A 17,345-nucleotide genomic window follows, 5' to 3' on the forward strand; every position below is an offset into this window, starting at 1 on the left:
GGCGAGGAGCACGACCGCGACGACCAGGGACATGCCTAGCCGATCCTGGCCACCTGCGCTGATCGAGCCTTTCCGAGGTGCACCTGCTCGGTGACCCAGCCGGCGCCGCTCCCGGGCCGGTGGCTGACCATCACGACGACGCCGTCGTCCGCCGGGCGGGAGGCGAGCAGGCCGGCCAGGGCCCGCTCGGCGGTGGCGTCGTCGAGGTGCGCGGTGGGCTCGTCGAGGAGGACGACCGGACGGGCCGAGACCAGGGCACGGGCGAGGGACAGCCGGGCGCGCTCGCCGCCGGACAGGCCGGACAGCCGGGTGTCCAGGCCGTCGGACAGGGTGTCGTACCAGTGCCCCAGGTCCACCGCGTCCAACGCGGCGAGCAACTCATCGTCGCTCGCCTCCGGCGCGGCCAGGACGAGGTTGGCCCGCACCGAGCCCAGGAAGGCGTGCGGCTCGTCGTCGACCACGGCGATCGCGCCGCGCACCTGGCCGAGCGGCAGGTCGCGCACGTCCTGGCCGTCGGCGGTGCAGCTGCCCGTCGCGGGGTCCAGGTGCCGCGCCAGCAGCGCGAGCGCGGTCGACTTGCCGGTGCCGTTGGGCCCGGTGAGCGCCACACGGGTGCCCGGCGGCAGGTCCAGGTCGAGCGGTGGCAGGTCGAGGGAGGTATGCGGCGGGCCCTCGCCCCCCGCCCCTGCCCGGGCGGGGCTGGCCGTCCAGCTCGCGCCGGCCCTGTTCAGGGCCAGGTGGGTGATTGGTGCGCGGCCGGTCTGGTCCTCGTCCTGCGCGCCGCCGGTCGCGACCGCGGGCCCCTGGTCCAGCACCCGGGCGAGCCGGGCCGCGGCGGCCCGCGCCCGGGCGCGGGCCCCGGCGATGTCGGCGGAGTCGGTCCAGGGGTCGGCCAGGGCGAGGGGGATCAGCGCGACCATCGCGGCGTAGGGTGCGGAGAGCAGGCCGGCGGTGTGGGCCGACCAGGTCAGCTGGGCCACGACCGCGGTGGTCGCGGCGACGACCAGCCAGAGGCCGAGGATGGTCAGCGCCCGGGCGCGGATCAACCGGGTCTCGAGAGCCTGCTGTGCCTCCTCCGCCTCGGCCACCGGCCGCACCAGGGGCCGGGGGTCGGCGTCGACGCCGGTGACGGCCTGCACCGCCAGCAGCCGCGAGGTCAGCGCGGTCGTCAGGTGTTGCACCTGTCCGCGGCTGCGCACCGCCTGGCCCTGGGCCGAGTGCTCGAGCACGTACCCGGCGGCGCTGACCGCCAGCACCAGCAGCGCACCCGCGGCCAGGGCGAGGCCGGCGGCGGGCACGTGCCAGCCGGCGAGGACCACGCCGACGACGGTGGCCAGGACCGCAGACCACGCGGGGACGGTGACGCGGACCCGCTCGTCGACGACGTCGTCGAGGTCGCGCACGACGGTGGTCAGCACCTCACCGCGGCTGCGTCGGCCGAGCCGGGCCGGGGTCAGCGGGATGAGCCGGGCGAAGACGTCCGCCCTCCGGTCGGCCAGCTCCTCCAGCGCGACGTCGTGGGAGACCACTCGCTCGGCGTAGCGGAACACCGGCCGGAAGATGCCGAACGCCCGCACTCCGACGATCGCCACCAGCAGGGTCAGGATCACCGGCTGCGTGGAGGCCTGCACGATCAGCCACCCGGAGGTGGCGGTGAGGGCCACGCCGCAGGCGACGGAGGCGCCGCCGATGAGGCAGGCGAGGACGAGGCCGTGCCGACCCCGAGGCGTCTCGATCGGGGCGACGACACCGGGCTCGGGGTGGGCTCCGTCCCCGGGGCCGGCCGTCCCGTCGCTGTCGTCCTTCTCCCTGGCGTTGCCCATCCCCCCGGCGCGGTCACGGTGCGCGGTGGTCACACCTGCGCCGGTGGTGGGGACGCGCGCGTGGAGCGGAGCGGGCGGACGGTGCCGTGCGGGCGCGGGTGCGGGCTCGACCCGCCACCGGTCGTCGGCCAGGGCGGCGAGGTCGGGGTCGTGGGTGACGACGACCACCCGGCGGGTTCGGGCCAGGGCGGTGATGACGGTGTGCAGCGCGGGCAGGGAGGTGATCGCGACGTTGGCGGTCGGTTCGTCCAGCAGCACCAGGGGCGCGCCGCTGAGCGCGGCCCGGGCCAGCGCGAGGCGCGAGCGCTGCCCGGCAGACAGGCCGAAGCCGTCGTCCCCGAGCACGGTGTCCAGCCCCTCGCGCCCGGCCAGGGCGTCCCACAGCCCCACCCGGTCCAACGCCGCGACCATCTGCGGGCCGGTCAGGCCTTCGTCCACCAGGGCCAGGTTGTCCCGCACCGTGCCGGGCAGGATGACCGGGCGCTGGGCGGCGAGGTGGGCCCGCGGTGCGACGACCTGCCCGGCGTCGGGGGTGCGCAAGCCCGCCAGCAGCTCGAGCACGGTGGTCTTGCCCGCGCCGGAGGGGCCGGTCAGCGCGGTCAGCCCCGGGTCCGCGAGGCTGGTCAGGCTCACGTCGACGATGCTGCGCCTGCGGCCCGGATGGGCGTAGGAGACGCCGGCGAGGCCGACCTGGTCGGGTCTGAGGGCGGTGCGGTCGGCGGCGACCCCGTCCGGTCCGGACCTGGTCGCGGCCGCCGCGGCCGGCCCTGCTCCGGTGGTGCCCTCCTCGCCCTGCTCATCCAGCACCCCCTCGGCGCGCAGCTTCTCCAGGGTCTCGGCGCCGTCGGCGGCGTTGTGGAACTCGGCGCCGACCCGGCGGATCGGCCAGTAGGCCTCCGGGGCCAGCAGGATCGCGGCGAAGCCGGTGAGCAGGTCCAGCTGCCCGAAGGCCAGCCGCAGTCCGACCGCGACCGCGACCAGCGCGACGGAGATGGTGGCCAGCAGCTCCAGCGCGGCGGTCGTCAGGAAGGCGGTGCGCAGCGTCTGGACGGTGGCCCTGCGGTGCCGGTCCCCGACCTCGCGCACGACGTCGACCTGGGCCCAGGCGCGGCCGTATCCGACCAGCGTCGGCAGGCCGCGGACCACGTCGAGAAAGTGGCCGGCGAGCAGCGCCATGGCTTCCCACCGGCGCTCGGTCTGGTCCTGGGTGTGCTGGCCGATGAGCGCCGCGAAGAGCGGGAGCAGCGGGACCGTCAGCACCACGATGAGGGCGCTCCACACGTCGATCACGGCCAGGGTGAGCACCGCCAGCACGGGCACCACCGCGCCGGTGACCAGGGCGGGCAGGTAGCGGGCGACATACGGCTCGACGGCCGAGACCCCCTCGGTCGCCCGGGTGACCCCGACCTCCGCCGGCGGCCGGGTCTCCTCCGGCCGACGCAGCCAGCGCCGCAGCACGGCCAGCCGCAGCACGGCCGCGACCCGCAGGCCGGCGACGCGGGCGACGTGCTCGGTGAGCCCGGCCAGGACGCCGCGGGCGGCGAGGAGCAGCACCAGCCAGGTCAGCGGTCCCGTCAGGTCGCCGCCGGTGACGACCCGGTGCACGGCCCAGGCCAGCGCCACCGCCTGGGCGATCGCCACCGCGCCGGAGACGACACCGACCAGCGAGAGCAGCGCCACCGGCCCGCGGGTGGCGGGCAGGGCTCGCAGGAGGGCGGGGTCGAAGGGACGCACGGTCGACAGGTCCGGTCAGGGGGTGCTGCCGGCGGGCTCGGCCCGGTCGTCGAGGCCGGTGGTCTCGCCGGTCACGGCCGCGTGGTGCACGGAGGTCGGGATGTGGTGGCCCTTGACCCGCCTGCGGAAGGCCCAGTAGGTCCACGACTGGTAGAGCAGCACGATCGGGGTGAAGATCAGCGCGACCACGGTCATGATGCCCAGCGTCTTCTGGCTGGAGGCGGCGTTCTCCACCGTGAGCGACCATTCCGGGTTCAGCGTGGACGGCATGACGTCGGGGTAGAGCGCGACGAACAGCGAGCCGACGGCGAGCAGGATCGTCACGAAGGTGCCGGAGAAGGCCCAGCCCTCGCGACCCTGGCGGGCGCTGCCCAGCGCCAGCAGCAGGGCGACGACGGCGACCGCGGCCAGCGCCCAGGAGACGACGGCCCCCCTCTCCAGGTGGATGACGGCCAGCCAGACCACCGCGAGCACGGCCGAGATCACGCCCACCCTGATGCCCAGGACGCGGGCGTCATACCGCAGCTGCCCGTCGGTCTTGAGACCGATGAACAGCGCCCCGTGCGTGACGAAGAGAGTGAGGGTGACCAGGCCGCCCAGCAGCGCGACCGGGTTGAGCAGGCCCCAGAAGCCGCCGACGTACTCCATCGAGGCGTCGATCGGCACGCCACGGACGATGTTGGTGAACGCCACGCCCCACAGCAGCGCCGGGACGACCGAGCCGAAGATGATCATGGCGTCCATCCGTCGACGCCAGCGGGCCGAGTCGACCTTGCCGCGGTACTCCAGCGCGACCCCGCGCACGATGAGGGCCACCAGGACGAGCAACAGCGGGATGTAGAAGCCGGAGAAGAGGGTGGCGTACCAGTGCGGGAACGCCGCGAAGGTCGCGCCGCCGGCCGTGATCAGCCAGACCTCGTTGCCGTCCCAGAACGGACCGATCGAGGACAGCATCTGCCGCCTGCGGGTCTCGCCGGACTCCTGGTCCGGGTCGTCCGGGTTCTCCCGACCGAGGACCGGCAGCAGCGCGCCGACGCCGAAGTCGAAGCCCTCCAGCACGAAGTAGCCGATCCACAGTACGGCGATGAGGATGAACCAGATCGTGGTCAGTTCCATGGTCACTTCTATCTTTCGATGGTGTCCGGGTATGCCGTGTCGGGGTCAGTAGGTGAAGACGAACGCGTCGTCGTCGGTGCGGCCCTTCGGGTCGTAGGAGGCGTCCTCGGGCACCACCTCGGCCCCGGCGCGGCCGTAGCGCAGGCTCAGCCCGACCATGAGCACCGCCAGCACACCGTAGAGCGCCGTGTAGACGACCATCGACAGGGCGACCGTGCCCGCCCCCACGCTGGGGGAGACCGCCGTCTGGGTGGTCATCAGGCCCATCACGACCCAGGGCTGGCGGCCCATCTCGGTGAAGATCCAGCCGAAGCTGTTGGCGAACAACGGCATGAAGAGCACCGTGGCCGCGGCCCAGCCCCACCACCGGCTGCCCTCCATCCGGGTCTCGCCGTCGGCGTCGCCCTTGCCGCGCAGGCGCCACAGGACCGCCATCCCGATGCCCATGCCGAGGAAGCCCAGGCCCATCATCAGCCGGAACGACCAGTAGGTGACCGGCATCAGCGGCCGGTAGTCCTCGACCTCGGTCAGGTCGTTGCCGGCGTAGGTCTGCACGTAGCGCTCCTGGATGCCGTTAACACCCTCGACCGCTCCCTCCAGATCACCGGTGGACAGGTAGGACAGCAGCTTGGGCACGGTCAGCGCCCAGACCTCCTCGGTGCCATCGAGAGAGCCGACGGTGATGATCGAGAACGGCGCGCCCTCACCCTCGGGGTAGTCCTCGTAGAGCGCCTCGGCCGCGGCCATCTTCATCGGCTGCACCTCGCTCATCACCTTGCCCTGCACGTCGCCGGAGACGATCACGCCGACGCCGGCGATGACCAGGGTCCAGGCACCGAGCTTGGCGGCCTTGCGGTACATCGGCTTGTCGCTCTGAGGGGTGCGGGTGCGCCACAGGTGCCACACGGCGAACGCGAGCACGAAGGCGCCACCGGTCATGTAGGCCGCGGTGAGCACGTGCGGGAAGGCGACCAGCTGGACCTTGTTGGTCAGCACCGCCAGGAAGTCGGTCAGCTCCGCGCGGCCGGTCTCGGGGTTGATCCAATAGCCGACCGGGTTCTGCATGAAGGAGTTGGCGGCCAGGATGAAGTAGGCCGACAGCACGGTGCCCAGGTGGATCAGCCACATGCAGGCGGTGTGCAACTTCTCCGGGATCCGGCCCCAGCCGAAGATCCACAGGCCCAGGAAGGTCGATTCCAGGAAGAAGGCCAGCAGTGCCTCGATCGCCAGCGGCGCCCCGAAGATGTCGCCGACGAAGCGGGAGTAGTCGGACCAGTTCATCCCGAACTGGAACTCCTGCACGATGCCGGTGACCAGGCCGAGGGCGAAGTTGATGGTGAACAGCTTGCCGAAGAACTTGGTCAGCCGCAGCCACTGCGGGTTGCGTGTGCGCATCCACTGGGTCTGCATGATCGCGACCAGCAGGCTCAGCCCGATGGTGATCGGGACGAAGAAGAAGTGGTAGACGGTGGTGATGCCGAACTGCCACCGCGCCAGGTCGAGTGCGTCCATCAAAACCCTCCCACGGGACCGTGCGTACTACGAGACGTCGTTAAACCATACCTCGCGGGTGAGTAGCTCAGACCCAGGTCCCGGGTGAGGACCTCGAACCTCGGGCGCGGGGCCGCGTTGACGAAGCTGTCCCACCCGGCCTTGCGGGACAGCCGGTAGCCGGCGGTGTCGTGCTCGCCCAGCCAGGCCGCCAAGGGTTGGTCTTCATTCGTCGAACACCTCCAGCCCGTCGGCGTCCGGATGCTCGTAGTAGCGGGCGAAGACGTCGTGCACGTCGTCGACCACCTCCAGCGGTTGCTGTCTGGAGCGTTCGGCGAGTAGATCGACCACGCCCGGCAGGGAAGCCACCTGCTCCGCCGGCGACGTCGGTTGTCCGTCCTCGCCCGTCGAGAGGGGCTGACTTTGCGGTGGAGTGCCGGTGCCGTGGCTGCGGGTGGTGGCCAACTTGAGCGCGAGAGACTTGTCCCGCCGGGATGGTGACTGCCTGCTTCGACCAGGCGCCCAGCGGGCCCTGGACCACGGTCAGCGGGTCGACGTGCCGGTTCTCGCGCAGTGCGAGCTTCTTGGTGTACTCCGAGGCGTCCTTGGAGAACGGCTGGTCCCCCCCGGGTGCGTGCTCCCACTCCAGCGGCGCGAAGGCTTTGGTGTGGGGCCGGGACGCCGTGGAAGGGCCACCAGCCGTCCTCGGCGCCGGTGGGTTGCGGTGTGACGCACTGGTAGAGCACGTTGGCCATAGCCGACGATGAACGTCGTGATCGACCGAGTCCGTCAGCGGGTGGACGAGGAGCACGTGCTTGGGGTCGTCCCGATGCCGTCGCGAGCGACCGCCTACCGGCGCCTGAGCGAGTTGTCGAAAGGACGGCATGCGTTCGGGCCGGGCAAGGCTCGCCGCTCGGTGGCGAACCGTCCCGGTGGCCGTACGGGCAGTTGCGGGCGACCGGCCGGGTGAGTACGTGGTGCTCGACACCACCCCGCTGGACGTGTTCGCGATGTAGCTGGTCACCCTGCGGTGGGTGCCGGTGGAGCTGACCGTCGTCCAGGACCTGGTCACCCGGGTGCGTCCTGGGCGTGCGGCTGTCGCCGGTGTCGACGAAGTCAGCCGACGAATCGACGAAGAGACGAAGTCCCCGCAGCACTGCCAGGCACGCCACGTCCCACGAGGATCAACGGAGCCAGGACGGTCTCGGAGAAGCCTGGCAGCCACCAGTCCCGCTGGTCCGGCCTCACGATAGGACTTGAGTCACCTCTCCAGGGTGCGCACCGACGCGTTCCCTCTGCCTGAGAAACCGACACGTTAGATGAGACACCCCACACCTTGAGCAGAGAGAAGAGATGTAGGTTCGCTGCACCTGTCGGACAAGCAGCCGTTTGACCTGCGCAGTGACACGTTGGTGAGACGCGGGCCGTCTCACCAACGTGTCGGAATCCTCAAGGGGGCAGGCGGATACCGGGCCAGAATGGCAGCGTGATCAAGTGGATGGAGTACAGACCGATGACGAAGGCCTCCGAGCCACCCTGGCTGACCACGGGTAGGTGGGGGCGTCGCATCGGACCTGCCCGAGGGGTTGAGCTGGCGCGGCGCCGCTCTCGGCTACGACGTCGATCTCGGGGGTGCAGTGTGACGCGTGTCCTCGACGTACCGGCCCGGCTTGGCCATCATGACGCCGCCGAGCGTCATGGGGGATGAAGGTGGCGACGAGGTACCCGTCACCCCCCGCAGGCCGGCCGTGGTGGTACTTCGACGCTGGAAACACGTTCTGTTCACTCGTCCTCTTCGGCCTCGCGCGTGGCGAGACTCCTCGGAAGGGGGCGCCTTCGGCCTGTGACCGTCCCCGACCGCGGGGGTCGGTATGAGGCGTCCTGTTTCCCCGGCGGAGGGTTCTCAGGGTCGGGCTTTACCATCCGGGGCGGGACCGGAGCGTCTCCGCGGCTTGACTTGACGATTGTCCGTGCCTGATGAAGGAGTGCCCTCTTGCGGCGTAACGTGATCCTGTCCCTCCTGCTGATCGGCGTCTTCGCCGCGGTGGTGGCCATCGCCGTGCAGCTGACCCGCCCGGCGTCGGCCCCGGGGGTCACTGACGCGGCAGGGGCGAGTTCGTCCGTGCCGGTGGCGCGCGAGGACAGCCACGTGCTGGACGACGCGGGGGAGGGGGCGCCGGTGCTGGTGGAGTTTTTGGACTTCGAGTGCGAGGCGTGCCTGGCGGCTATCCGCTGGTGGAGCAGGTGCGGGAGCAGTACGCCGGAGAGCTGACGTTCGTGGTGCGCTACTTCCCGATCGACGGGCACGCGAACTCGATGACGGCGGCGGTGGCGGTGGAGGCCGCGGCCCAGCAGGGCAGGTTCGAGGACATGTACACGCGGATGTACCAGACCCAGACCGAGTGGGGCGAGCAGCAGGAGTCGAAGGCGCCGCTGTTCCGGGAGTTCGCGCAGGAGCTGGGGTTGGACATGGACGCCTATGACGCCGCGGTCGCGACCCGGCCACGCAGCAGCGCGTTGAGCGGGACCGGCAGGACGGTTTGGCGCTGGGGGTGCAGGGCACGCCGACGTTCTTCCTGGACGGAGAGCCGGTGCAGGTGACCTCGGCCGAGGACTTCCTTGCCCAGATCGATGCAGCCGTCAACGACTGAGTCGCGGCCGGTGTCGGACGCGTCCCCCCAGTCGGAGAAGCGAGCCTCGCCGACGACCGGCTGGGTCCTGCTGGTCTGCGGGTGGATCGGCCTGTCGGCGGCATTCGTGCTGCTGGTCGAGAAGATCCGGCTGGTCGCAGACCCCGCGTACGTGCCCAGCTGCAGCATCAGCCCGCTGCTGAGCTGCGGGTCGGTCATGAGCACCCCGCAGGCCGAGCTGCTCGGGTTCCCCAACCCGATCCTGGGCGTGGCCGGCTTCGCCGCCCTGGTCACGGTCGCCGTCACGGTGCTCAGTGGCGCCCGGCTGCCGTCCTGGTACTGGGGCGGACTGACCGTGGGCACGGGCCTGGGCACGGTGTTCGTGCACTGGCTCATCTTCCAGAGCCTCTACCGCATCGGGGCGTTGTGCCCGTACTGCATGGTCGTCTGGGTCGTCACGGTCACTGCCCTTGTCGCGGTGCTGGCCCGCTGGTCCCGCACCGGTGCGCTGCCCCGCTGGGTCGGGACATACGCCAGCAGCCTCGTCGTCGCCTGGGCTCTCGTGGTCGCCGGTCTGATCGCCGTCCGGTTCTGGGACTACTGGGTCACCCTGGTGTAGGAGTGTGCCCAGGGTGCGAAGACGCCCCCGCCATGCGCTATCATCGTCGTATGACGATGGCACCACGGAGCACGAGCGAGTCTGCGGACTGGTCGACAGACGGTCTGGACGTCGCCGCGGCGCTGTTCCACGGTTTGTCGGACCCGTCCCGGTTGGCGATCCTGCAGCACCTGACCCTGGGCGAGCACCGCGTCCGGGACCTCACCGAGCACCTGGGGCTGGCGCAGTCGACGGTGAGCGCGCACCTGGCGTGCCTGCGCGACTGCGGCCTGGTCGCGTCCCGGCCGCAGGGTCGGGCCTCGATGCTCTCGCTGACCAGTGCACCGGAGCTGCTCGGCGTGCTCGACGCCGCGGAGCGGCTGCTCGCCTCCTCTGGGTACGCGGTGGCCCTGTGCCCGAACTACGGCGTCGGGACCGAGGGCAACCCCGCCCCGGACCAGCTGCGCACCCACACGGGGCAGGAGGCGGGCGCGTGAGCGGCCAGGAGACCCCGGAGCGGGAGATCCTCGTGGACGCGTGCGGGTGCGAGATCACCCCGCCGCCTCCCACCGGTGGCGGTGAGGTCGAAGAACCGGTCACCCGGCTCTGGCAGGTGCGCGAGGTGCAGCTGGGTCTGCTCTCCGGTGCCCTGCTGGGTGGTGGGCTCCTCGCCGGGCTCGCGGGGTGGGAGACCGCCGAGCTGGTACTGGCCGCGGCAGCGCTGCTGGTGGGCGGGTCCACCTTCGTCCCGGGTGCGCTGCGGCGGCTGGCGCGCGGCAAGCTCGGCGTCGGCCTGCTGATGACCATCGGCGCCGTCGGCGCCACCCTGCTCGGGCAGGTGGAGGAGGCCGCCGCGCTGGCGTTCCTGTTCTCCCTCAGCGAGGGCCTGGAGGAGTACTCCCTGGCCCGGACCCGGCACGGCCTGCGGGCGCTGCTCGACCTGGTGCCCAAGGAGGCGACCGTACTGCGCGCCGGCCGCGAGCTCGTGGTCGACCCTGGGCAGCTGGTGGTCGGGGACGTCATGGTGGTCCGGCCCGGGGAGCGGCTGGCGACCGACGGGAGGGTGCGGACCGGCCGCAGCAGCCTGGACACCTCGGCGATCACCGGCGAGTCCATGCCGGTGGAGACCGGGCCCGGCCAGGACGTCTTCGCCGGGTCGATCAACGGCACCGGCGCCCTGGAGGTGGCGGTCACCTCCACCGCGCAGGACAACTCCCTGGCCCGCATCGTGCACGTGGTGGAGGCCGAGCAGTCCCGCCGCGGCGCCACCCAACGGCTGGCCGACCGGATCGCCAGCCCGCTGGTGCCCGGCATCCTCGTCGCCGCCGTCTTGACGGTCCTGCTCGGGGCCCTGCTGGGTGACCCCTCGGTCTGGGTCCACCGAGCCCTGGTCATGGTCGTGGCGGCCTCACCGTGCGCCCTGGCGATCTCGGTGCCGGTCACCGCGGTCGCCTCGATCGGCGCGGCCAGCCGCCGTGGGATCCTGGTCAAGGGTGGCGCCGCGATGGAGGCCCTGGGCAAGGTGCGCACCGTCGCCCTGGACAAGACCGGCACGCTGACCCGCAACCGGCCGGCCGTGATCGACGTCGCCACCGCGCCCGGCCACGACCGAGGCCAGGTGCTGGCGTGGGCGGCCGCGCTGGAGGCCCGCAGCGAGCACCCGCTCGCCGCGGCCATCCTGGCCGCCAGCCACGAGGTGCCCGCCGCCGAGGACGTGGATGCGGTCGTCGGCGCCGGGCTGGTCGGCACCGTCGACGGCGCGCGGGTCCGCCTCGGCAAGCCCACCTGGGTCGAGCCTGGCGCCCTCTCCTCGGCGGTGGCCGGTATGCAGCAGGCCGGCGCGACCGCGGTCGTGATCGAGGTCGACGGCCACCCGGTCGGCGCCATCGCGGTCCGGGACGAGCTGCGCCCCGAGGCGAGCGAGGTCATCGCCCGTTTCCGGGAGCAGGGCTACACCGTGGCCATGCTCACCGGCGACAACCAGGTCACCGCCCAGGCCCTGGCCGCACAGGCAGGCATCGATCAGGTGTATTCAGACCTGCGTCCCGAGGACAAGTCCACGGTGGTCACCCGGCTGCGCGCCCACGGACCCACCGCGATGGTCGGCGACGGCGTCAACGACGCACCCGCGCTGGCCACCGCCGACGTCGGCGTCGCGATGGGCGCCATGGGCACCGATGTCGCCATCGAGACCGCCGACGTCGCCCTCATGGGCGATGACCTGCGGCTGCTGCCGTTCGCGTTCGACCACGCCCGCCGCACCCGGGCCATCATGGTGCAGAACGTCGTGCTCTCCCTGGCCCTCATCGCGGTCCTCATCCCGCTGGCCCTGCTGGGGGTCCTGGGCCTGGCGGCCGTCGTGCTCATCCACGAGCTGGCCGAAGTCGTCGTCATCGCCAACGGCGTCCGTGCCGGACGCTCCAGGCACCTACCCACCCCGAGCACCGCCCTTGAACGCGCCCGGCCAGAAGGAGCTCACGTATGAGCGCGGGTCACGACCACGGCGCCGCAACCACTCACCGGAGCCGCCTCGCCATAGCGTTCGCCATCACCACCACCATCCTCGTCGCCGAGGTCATCGGGGCGCTGTGGACAGGCTCCCTGGCCCTGCTGGTCGACGCCGGACACATGCTCACCGACGCCGCCGGGCTGCTCATGGCGCTGGTCGCCGCGTCACTGGCGCTGCGCCCACCGACCGCCGAGCGGACCTGGGGATTCCGCCGCGCCGAGGTCCTCGCCGCCGGCGCGCAGGCCACCGTGCTCCTGGGTGTCGGGATCTACGCCTTCGTCGAGGGCGTGCGGCGGCTCTACGAACCGCACGAGGTCAGCTCCACCGGCCTGCTGGTCTTCGGCATCGTCGGCCTGGCCGCCAACATCGCCTCCATGCTGGTCCTCAGCACCGGGCGGACCGCCAACCTGAACATGCGCGCGGCGTTCCTCGAGGTCGTCAACGACGCCCTCGGGTCTGTCGCCGTCATCGTCAGCGCCATCGTCATCGCCACCACCGGGTGGGTCCGCATCGATTCCATCGCCGGCATGCTCATCGCCGCCCTCATCATCCCACGCGCGATCATCATCCTGCGCGAGGCTGGGCACATCCTGCTGGAGTCCACCCCCAAGGGACTCGACCTGGACGACGTCCGCGCCCACGTCCTCGCCCTGCCGCACGTCCAAGACATCCACGACCTGCACGCCTCCACCATCGCCACCGGCCTGCCCGTGCTGTCCGCGCACGTCGTCCTGGACGAGGAGTGCTTCACCGACGGTCACGCCGCCGAGATGCTCGCCCAGCTCCAGGACTGCGTCGCCGCCCACTTCGAGGTCAGTATCGAGCACTCGACCTTCCAGCTCGAGCCACCGGGCCACGCCGCACGGGAGCACGCCGCGCATGCATAGGCTGGCCCGTCCGGTCCGGACGGGTCTGCGCACCGTCCCGCGGGTGCTCGGTGCCCGTCAGCTGCTCGGGCTGCTGGGTGGGGTCTGCCTGTGGCTGGCGTTCCCGGGGCACGACGTGTGGTGGCTGGCGGTCGTCGGTTGTGCTGCGTTGGCACTGGCCACTGCCGGCGCCACGTGGTGGGCCGGTGCGCTGTCGGGTGTGCTGCTCGGGCTGGCCTGGTTCACGCCGATGTTCACCTGGGCCGGCACCTACGCCGGTATCCCGGCGTGGCTTGGCATGAGCGTGGCCTCGGCCCTCTACCCGGCGGCTCTCGGTGCCGTGCTGGCGTTGCTGCAGCGCGGCGGCAGGGTTCGCCCGGTGATCGGTGCGGCCGCGTGGGTGCTGATGGAGTGGGCGCGCTCGGTCACCCCGTTCGGCGGCTTTCCCTGGGCTCGGCTCGGTTTCAGCCAGGCCGACTCGCCGATGCTGGGCGCGGTCAGCCTGCTCGCGGTCCCCGGGCTGGGGTTCTTGGTGGCCCTCGCCGGTGGGCTCCTCGCCGTGGCCGTGCAGCGCTTGATGGCGCCGGGTGGGGCCCAGCCGCGGCGGGCCGCCGTGGCCCTGGCTGGTGCCGCCGTCCTGGTGGCCGGTCCGGTGCTGGTGCCTCGTCCGACGGCGGGCGAGGCCGTGACCGTGGCGGCGGTCCAGGGTGACCTGCCCGACGGCTTCTCCCGGACGCTGACGGCCGAGCCGGGGGTGATGCTGGACCGGTACGCCGACGCCACCCACGCGCTGGCGGACGAGGTCGCCGCCGGTGGCACGCCTCCGGACCTGGTGGTGTGGCCCGAGGGCGCAACCGACCTGGACCCGCTCGACCCGCGTGCCGGGCAGGCAGCCACCGACCGGATCATGGGGGCGGTCGAGGCCGTCGGGGCACCAATGCTGCTCGGGGGCCTGTCCCGGCAGGGCGGGGCCGGTCCTGCCTTCAACATGGTGTTCAGCTACCTGCCCGGGCACGGGCTCGACCAGACGTACAGCAAGGTCTACCTGGCACCTTTTGGCGAGGTCATGCCGCTGCGACCGCTGTTGAGGTATCTCAGCCCGTGGGTGGACCGGATCGTCGACCTCAACGCCGGCGACCGCCCCGGCCTGATGCCGGTCCCGCTCGCCACGGGCCGGACCGTGAACCTTGGCCTGGCCATCTGCTTCGAGGTCGTCGTCGACCGCGCCGTGCGCGACCTCGTCACCGGTGGCGCGCAGCTGCTCGTGGTGCCCACCAGCAACGCCTGGTTCGGAGAGAGCGACCAGTCCGTGCAGCACCTGGCGGTCTCGCGGGTGCGGGCCGTCGAGTACGGCCGGTCCGTCGCGCACGTCAGCAACGTCGGTGTCTCCGGGCTCATCACCCCCGACGGTGTCGTCCACGCACGCAGCGACCCATACACGCAAGCCACCCTGCTCGGGCAGCTGCCGCTGCGCACCGAGCAGACCCTCGCCGTCCGCACGGGTCCCTGGGTGGTGCCCGCCGCCGCGGGCGTCGTGGTCCTGGGCATGGTGAGGATGGCTGTCCGTCGTCGGCGGGACCGGGTGGCTGGTCCGAGCGAGGCGGCCGAGATGAGGGTCGCCGAACGGTCTGTCCCTCCGACAGCAGGCGGTCGATGAACAGGCGTGAGACGACCCTGCTGCGGTGGCCAGCCGGTGCTGGGCGCGCCCGAGCGTGGATACTTCGCCGTCACGGACAGTGCGCTAGGGAAGAGAGCAGATGACCAAGATCGCGACGCCGCAAGTGGCCCTTTCCGATCCCCGGACGTCGGCGGGGACGTGGTGAGGCGCAAGCGTGACCGACCGGCCGGCCGGTCCTGGGCAGCCCGCCTGCTGCTGGTGGTCGTGGCCCTGCTGGCGGCAGGGTACTTTGTCCCGATCCTGATCCTCATGCTCGACCGGTGACTGGGGCATCCCGGCGCGGCGGACGGACTCCGGGGTGAGCCAGCGCGCGGGACCTCCCTCTCGAGCAGCAGACTTGGTGCTGCGCTAATGCAGCGCTAATGCCCGTCGTACCGTCTCAGCGAGGCTGCGGCCTCACCGCCCGGGTATCCTCGACATCAGGGCCGCTCGGGCAGGGCTGTGTGCCTGCACCCGCCCCACAGGCGTTCGAGTACCTGCGCCCCGCACCGCAGTCCCCGCCAAGCATCCATCACCGCATCCCCGGCCAGCTACGTCGCTCCCGCGCGTCGGCTGCCTCCACTCACCCGTGCCTGCCCGGTTCGGCCTGGCGCCCGGCGCGCGTGTACACCCCGAGGACCACCATCAGCAGGAGGGCGACGACCGGCAAGTAGCCGGTACCCAGGGCCACCATGCCGCCGAACTGCTGGTCGGCCTGCAGGTCGGACACCCAGGGCACCTCGATGGTCGTGTAGAACTCTGACGCCAGCAGAGAGTCCGTCCGCATGACGGCGAGGGCCAAGAAGGCCTGACCGGCGAGCGTGGCGCCCAGCACCATGGACCTCACAGGAGCGGACCACATGCGTGGCCCGGGGTCGGTGCCCACGAAAGCCCAGACGAACAAGTAGCCCACAATGGAGAACTGCGCGACCATGAGGACGCGCCCGACGTGAGTGGTCAGGGCCCACGCCAGCAAAGGGGTCCCATAGAAGATGGCCAGGCTGCCGAGAAGCAGCAGTGCGGCCACCACCGGGCTGGCGAAGAGCGCCGCCCACCGCGACTGGGTCAGGGCGAGCAGCAGCTCACGCGGACCCAAGGTCCGGTCCTGGCGCGACGGCAGGGCCCGCAGGGCGAGCGTGATCGCGCTCGCCGGCACCAGCAGGACCGGCACGACTGTCATCAGGCCCATGTGCGCGGCCGCGTGCATCGAGAACATCACCCGCCCGTACACGCCCGGCCCGCCGCTGGTGAGCCACATGAACACCACCCATCCGAGCACCCAGAGGTACAGCTTGTGGACCGGCCACCGGTCGCCACGGCGGCGGAGCCGGACGAAACCGGCGACGTAGAGCCCGATGGCGGTCACGGCGAGGAGCGCGAACAGCCAGTCGGTGCGCCAGGTGAGGACGAGCCGCGACCACGTGAACGGCTCCGGCAGCGGCCAGCCGGTGAGGTCGAGCACGGGTGTGAGCTCGACGGGCTCGGGCACCGGGGTGGGCGTGCGCCCCAGCACGACCCCCAGTGCGACGGCGGCGGCCATGAGCACGATCTCGCCGGCCGCGACCCGCCCGAACCGCCTCGCCGAGTCCACACCCCGGGCGACGACGGTGCTGCGTTGGGCGTAGCCCGCGACACCGAGGACCACCAGCAGCGCCACCTTTACGAGCAGGAGCACGCCGTACGGCGTGGCGAGGTTCTTCAGGGAGCCGACCGTGACGGTGGCGAAGAGGACGCCGGACACAGCAATCAGGACGTAGCACCAGGTGGCCACCGTGGAGAAGCGCCGCACGGTGTCGGCCAGCGCGGGACCGAGCACGGGTAGCAGCGCGGCGATCGCCATGAGCCCACCGACCCAGACCGTCAGTCCGACCAGGTGCAGGGTGAGGGCGGCCACGGCCGTCCGGTGGCCGATCGCCCCGGCGGAGTGACCGGCGAAGGCCAGCGGCACGAGAGCCAGCAGCGCCAGCACGAAGGTCCAGCCCAACGCGGCCCGCGACCGCACGTACGCGGTCAGGGCTACCACGGGCACGACGAGCAGGACGACGCCCAGGTGAAGACGGAGCAGTTCGAGCGACCAGGCGTTGCCGATGAGCTCGGAGAGGTAGCCGGAGGAGGAGGGCGAGATGCCGGCCAGCTCACCCAGGGTGAGGTAGAGCACGACGGTCGCGCTGACCAGCCACACGACCGCGGAGAGGAAGGCCATCTGGGCGGCCGTCTCTCGCCGCCTGGTAGTTGTGCCTTCCCGTGCGAGGAAGGCCGCGACGAGCAGCAGCCCGATGGTGAACGAGGCCGCGAGGTCGTGCACGGTCCCGACGATCGGCAGACCCCAGCGCACGAGGGGACCGGCGTCCCCGAGAGCCAGCGGTGCGGCGGCGCCGGAGAAGGAGGCGACCGGCACCGCGACCACCAGAGCGCAGAGCGTGGCTGTGACGGGCACCGCCCAACCGACCAGCGGCGCCCGGTCCCCGGCACCCGCAGCCCTTGGCGCCGCGGGGGACGACCCGGAAGGCACCTCGTTCGCCATGCGATCATCCTAGGTACGCCAGGGGAAGGGGTGGCCCCCGGTCGGGGGACATGGGTGTCGGCGTGCCGACCCGGTCCGTGTGACCGGGCGCGCGCCGGGCCTCGACCGCCGCCCCTGCCTGCACCCTCGCGACGCCGCCCGTCGGCGTGCGGGCGTGGCGCCTCCCGGCGTGCGAGCGCCCGAGGAACGGCCAGACCCGCCCGAAGATCGCATGTCACCCACCCCCGGGGTAGCCGCGCCGATTACCCGCGAACGTCGGTGCTCACCACCAGCGAGTTCTACCGGCGTCCGGGACGTCTCCCTGGCGCTCACTGTTTCTGAAGAGACGTGTTCGCCGTCGCGTCCGGCGACTCACTGCCGGGGCTCAGCCGACCACCGCCGGCGTGCCCCGCTGAGG

Annotated in this window: 11 protein-coding genes and 1 pseudogene; 7 read left to right on the forward strand and 5 right to left on the reverse strand. The window is 72.0% G+C overall.

The annotated features are described in order from the left end of the window. Positions 1-35: 35 nt before the first annotated feature. The 4 genes from cydC to BJF80_RS18250 form a co-directional block, all read right to left on the reverse strand. A complete protein-coding gene (gene cydC / locus BJF80_RS05330) occupies positions 36-3,557 on the reverse strand; it encodes a thiol reductant ABC exporter subunit CydC (RefSeq protein WP_075811987.1) in 3,522 nt (1,173 codons plus the stop codon). Positions 3,558-3,572: 15 nt separating this feature from the next. After that, positions 3,573-4,673: a cytochrome d ubiquinol oxidase subunit II gene (gene cydB, locus BJF80_RS05335; RefSeq protein WP_075811989.1), complete on the reverse strand. Its 1,101-nt coding sequence runs from the start codon at positions 4,671-4,673 to the stop codon at positions 3,573-3,575. Between the two features lie 45 nt (positions 4,674-4,718). After that, positions 4,719-6,185 (reverse strand): cytochrome ubiquinol oxidase subunit I, encoded by a 1,467-nt coding sequence (locus BJF80_RS05340; RefSeq protein WP_075811991.1) that lies wholly within the window; start codon positions 6,183-6,185, stop codon positions 4,719-4,721. Between the two features lie 204 nt (positions 6,186-6,389). Next, positions 6,390-6,629, reverse strand: a complete 240-nt coding sequence (locus BJF80_RS18250; protein WP_143553984.1) for a hypothetical protein — start codon at positions 6,627-6,629, stop codon at positions 6,390-6,392. A gap of 1,528 nt (positions 6,630-8,157) precedes the next feature. On the opposite strand from BJF80_RS18250, the pseudogene BJF80_RS05350 reads away from it, so the two are divergent. The 7 genes and pseudogenes from BJF80_RS05350 to BJF80_RS20695 all read left to right on the forward strand — a co-directional run bounded on the left by BJF80_RS05350 (position 8,158) and on the right by BJF80_RS20695 (position 14,709). Beyond that, positions 8,158-8,815, forward strand: a pseudogene (locus tag BJF80_RS05350) (DsbA family protein). Next, positions 8,796-9,413, forward strand: a complete 618-nt coding sequence (locus tag BJF80_RS05355) for a vitamin K epoxide reductase family protein (RefSeq protein WP_075811993.1) — start codon at positions 8,796-8,798, stop codon at positions 9,411-9,413. The pseudogene BJF80_RS05350 and the gene BJF80_RS05355 overlap by 20 nt, the downstream one beginning before the upstream one ends. Before the next feature lie 50 nt (positions 9,414-9,463). After that, a complete protein-coding gene (locus tag BJF80_RS05360) occupies positions 9,464-9,889 on the forward strand; it encodes an ArsR/SmtB family transcription factor (RefSeq protein ID WP_075811995.1) in 426 nt (141 codons plus the stop codon). Further along, positions 9,886-11,877 (forward strand): heavy metal translocating P-type ATPase, encoded by a 1,992-nt coding sequence (locus tag BJF80_RS05365; RefSeq protein WP_075811997.1) that lies wholly within the window; start codon positions 9,886-9,888, stop codon positions 11,875-11,877. Before BJF80_RS05360 ends, BJF80_RS05365 begins: the two co-directional genes overlap by 4 nt. Then, complete coding sequence (locus BJF80_RS05370; RefSeq protein WP_075811999.1) at positions 11,874-12,788, forward strand: cation diffusion facilitator family transporter; 915 nt, start codon at positions 11,874-11,876, stop codon at positions 12,786-12,788. Before BJF80_RS05365 ends, BJF80_RS05370 begins: the two co-directional genes overlap by 4 nt. A gap of 43 nt (positions 12,789-12,831) precedes the next feature. After that, positions 12,832-14,424 (forward strand): apolipoprotein N-acyltransferase, encoded by a 1,593-nt coding sequence (lnt, locus tag BJF80_RS05375; protein ID WP_237767433.1) that lies wholly within the window; start codon positions 12,832-12,834, stop codon positions 14,422-14,424. 162 nt (positions 14,425-14,586) lie between these two features. Further along, positions 14,587-14,709 (forward strand): hypothetical protein, encoded by a 123-nt coding sequence (locus tag BJF80_RS20695; protein WP_269087347.1) that lies wholly within the window; start codon positions 14,587-14,589, stop codon positions 14,707-14,709. A 298-nt stretch (positions 14,710-15,007) separates the two neighbouring features. Here the strand turns inward: BJF80_RS20695 and BJF80_RS05380 are convergent, their stop codons facing one another. Next, positions 15,008-16,948: a bifunctional copper resistance protein CopD/cytochrome c oxidase assembly protein gene (locus BJF80_RS05380; protein ID WP_083673466.1), complete on the reverse strand. Its 1,941-nt coding sequence runs from the start codon at positions 16,946-16,948 to the stop codon at positions 15,008-15,010. Positions 16,949-17,345 lie beyond the last annotated feature (397 nt).

It is taken from the genome of Serinicoccus sp. CUA-874, from assembly GCF_001942225.1.
Taxonomy (GTDB): Bacteria; Actinomycetota; Actinomycetes; order Actinomycetales; family Dermatophilaceae; genus Ornithinicoccus; species Ornithinicoccus marinus.

Coding starts and splice junctions, on each gene's coding strand:
- BJF80_RS05360 (WP_075811995.1), top strand. CDS start 9,464: ATGACGATGGCACCACGGAGCACGAGCGAGTCTGCGGACTGGTCGACA.
- BJF80_RS05340 (WP_075811991.1), bottom strand. CDS start 6,185: ATGGACGCACTCGACCTGGCGCGGTGGCAGTTCGGCATCACCACCGTC.
- BJF80_RS05380 (WP_083673466.1), bottom strand. CDS start 16,948: ATGGCGAACGAGGTGCCTTCCGGGTCGTCCCCCGCGGCGCCAAGGGCT.
- BJF80_RS05355 (WP_075811993.1), top strand. CDS start 8,796: ATGCAGCCGTCAACGACTGAGTCGCGGCCGGTGTCGGACGCGTCCCCC.
- BJF80_RS05370 (WP_075811999.1), top strand. CDS start 11,874: ATGAGCGCGGGTCACGACCACGGCGCCGCAACCACTCACCGGAGCCGC.
- cydB (WP_075811989.1), bottom strand. CDS start 4,673: ATGGAACTGACCACGATCTGGTTCATCCTCATCGCCGTACTGTGGATC.